2 protein-coding genes and 1 pseudogene are annotated in these 2,594 nt (G+C 61.2%); all 3 read right to left on the bottom strand.

Features of this window, described 5'->3' with window-relative positions; translation table 11 throughout:
- Positions 1-80: 80 nt before the first annotated feature.
- The 3 genes and pseudogenes from IVA75_RS05055 to IVA75_RS05065 all read right to left on the bottom strand — a co-directional run bounded on the left by IVA75_RS05055 (position 81) and on the right by IVA75_RS05065 (position 2,512).
- A pseudogene (locus tag IVA75_RS05055) lies at positions 81-1,652 on the bottom strand (IS66 family transposase).
- Positions 1,653-1,704: 52 nt separating this feature from the next.
- Positions 1,705-2,058: an IS66 family insertion sequence element accessory protein TnpB gene (gene tnpB, locus IVA75_RS05060; protein WP_148750250.1), complete on the bottom strand. Its 354-nt coding sequence runs from the start codon at positions 2,056-2,058 to the stop codon at positions 1,705-1,707.
- Positions 2,039-2,512, bottom strand: coding sequence for a transposase (locus IVA75_RS05065; RefSeq protein WP_247290901.1), 474 nt, complete (start codon positions 2,510-2,512; stop codon positions 2,039-2,041). Before IVA75_RS05065 ends, tnpB begins: the two co-directional genes overlap by 20 nt.
- Between the last annotated feature and the right edge of the window lie 82 nt (positions 2,513-2,594).

The raw sequence follows: 2,594 nt of genomic DNA on the forward strand, positions 1-2,594 counted from the left end.
CGTAAGCGCGATTTTCTCCGCACGATGACGCCCGCGCTTTTGACGGATGGCCTTCGTATCGAGGGCGGCATCTGACCCGTTCAGGCAGCGGCGGTTTTGGGGAAGTTGAAGGGCAGCAGGTCGGTGATATCGGCGTCGTCGGCGCGCTGAGGCAATTCGGTGAGCACGTGGCGCAACCAGGCTAACGGCTCGACGCGTGAGGCGCGGCAGGTCAGCATCAGACTGTAGACGACGGCACTGGCCCTGGCTCCCTCGACGGTGTCGCTGAACAGCCAGCTCTTTCTGCCAGTGGCAAAGATTCTGATATCGCGCTCCAGGAGATTGTTGTCGATCGGCATCCTGCCGTCTTGCGTGTAGCGCGTCAGATATGACCATTGGTTCAGAGTGTAGGATACGGCATCGCCAAGCTTGCTGTCGGGCAAGACCTTCGGGGCGATTTTGATCGAGCCATTCCTTGAGGGCGTTCAGGACGGGAATGCTGTGTTGCTGGCGGAAGCGGCGAATGCATTGATTTGGCGTTTCGCCTCTGTCTGGTTTTTCGTCCCGCGCCTGCCTTTCAACCCGGTAAAGCTGTTCGAAGAACCGCAGCGCCTGCTCTGGCGGGCCGCCGCCCTTCTTCCTCGCCTTGAGGGCATCGACAAAGCGCCGTCGGGAGTGGGCCATGCATCCAATGTGGGTGGTCCCTTCCAGCGTGCGCCATGCGGTATAGCCGTCACTCATCACGATGCCACGGTAATCGCCGAGGAAGGCCTGCGGGTGGATCTGGCCGCGGCCCGGCTGATAATCCAGAAGAACGATGGGCTCGTGACTGCCCTGGCCGCTGCGATAAGCCCACATGTACGACGTGCTGGTGGCTTTTTTGTCCTTCTCCTTGAGGACCTGAACCGTCGTCTCGTCGCCATGGATGAGAGGTTGCAGTCTGAGCCGCAGCTTCAGGGCGTCTGAGATGCGATGCAGATGCTTCTCGCTCGAGCCGATCACCCAGTGACCCAAAGCGCCGCGGCTGACAGGAACACCTGCGCGTTCGAAGGCCTGCGCCAGACGGTAGAGCGGCGTGCCATCGACATATTTGTGAACCAGCGCGAACGCCAGCGTTGAGGCCGTGGCAACGCTGCCCGGCAAGGGCTGCGTCGGCATCGGCGCGGTCACGACAGGGCATTGATCCCGGTGCGATCGCAATGGCGGCACCCATATTTCAAGCGCACATTCTGTAAAACCTTCTCCTTCACCTCGATATGAAGTTGCTCGGTGACAGTCTCGCCCATGCGATGCATCTGGCCACGGCAGCAAGGACACGCCTTCTGATCGTCGGGCAGGTCATACTCGACCCGCTCACGCGGCAGGTTCGCCGGCAGCGGTCTGCGGCCGCGCTTCTTTCCCGTTGTGCTTTCGACGGGTGGCAAGCCCGTGTCCGGAAGTTCGGCGGTATTGTCCGTTTCGCTGCCGGCATCATCCTCGTCGGCGGCCTGCTCGGCTTCATTGAACAGACGGTCGACGTGCTTTTCGCTGCGCGGCGCAAAACGATGCAGGCGTGCCAGCGCCAGTTCTTCCTCGAGCCTGACGACGCGCTCCGTGAGCTGACGATTCTCCACCTGCAGCGCAGCAATGCGCGCCAACAGCGCTTCGACACTCGGTTCGCCGGTTCGATTCATCGGATTCTTGAATCTGAACCGTACCGACGCGTCAACCGCTCAAGTCGAGAGCTCAGCCGGCAACCTGATATTGCCGCACCGGATGGCGGACCATCGCATCGATATCGATGCCGTCAAGGATCCAGTGCAATTGCTCGGTCGTCAGCGTGACGACCGCCTCCTGGCGGCGCGGCCATCGGAACTTGTCCTCGGTCAGCCGCTTCAGGACCAGCACAAAGCCGGACCGGTCGAAGAACAGCAACTTCATCCGGTCGCAACGGCGATTGCAGAACGCAAAAACCGCCGGAGCGAACGGATCGAGCGCCATCGTCTCCTGGACCAGAACCGCAAGGCTGTTGATGCCAGCCCGGAAGTCGATCGGCTCACGGTGCAGATAGACCTGCAGGTCACCGCCCAGTCTGAACATGGCCCAGGGCTCCGATGATCGCCGTCAATGCATCCACATCGCCGCATTCCAGCGCGACCTTCACGCCGTTCGGCAGCGACGCGCTCACTTTGGCCGGAGAACAAAAAGCTGTAGTCCCCTTGGGTTCCGACCCGCGCACTTCATCGCAAGCCGCCGGCAAACCCACCATCGCCACGCTGCTCCCCCGCGACAGGGCGCGATCGGAAGCCCCCTCAAGTTGAACCGGGATGAACGCCGATGGGGGAGACCGCGGGAGAGACCTGGTCGCGGTGTGCTTCTTGATCCATTTCCGAAGCAGGTTCGCGTTGACCCCGTGTTCGAGCGCAAGTCTCAATACCGAAACGCCAGGCTCAAGACAACTCGCGACAAGACGCTCCTTCGATGCCGCCTCGTAGCGCCGGCGACCGTTCCGACCAACAAGCCTGACCCGCAGTTTCTGATCATCGTCTGCCATCACAAGGTGTCCACCTATTTTGGTGGACACCTCATGCATCAGAGCACTCAAAAGCAAAAGGTGCAGGGAAATTCGCGCTTAC

The organism is Bradyrhizobium sp. 134 (assembly GCF_023074155.1).
Classification (GTDB): Bacteria; Pseudomonadota; Alphaproteobacteria; order Rhizobiales; family Xanthobacteraceae; genus Bradyrhizobium.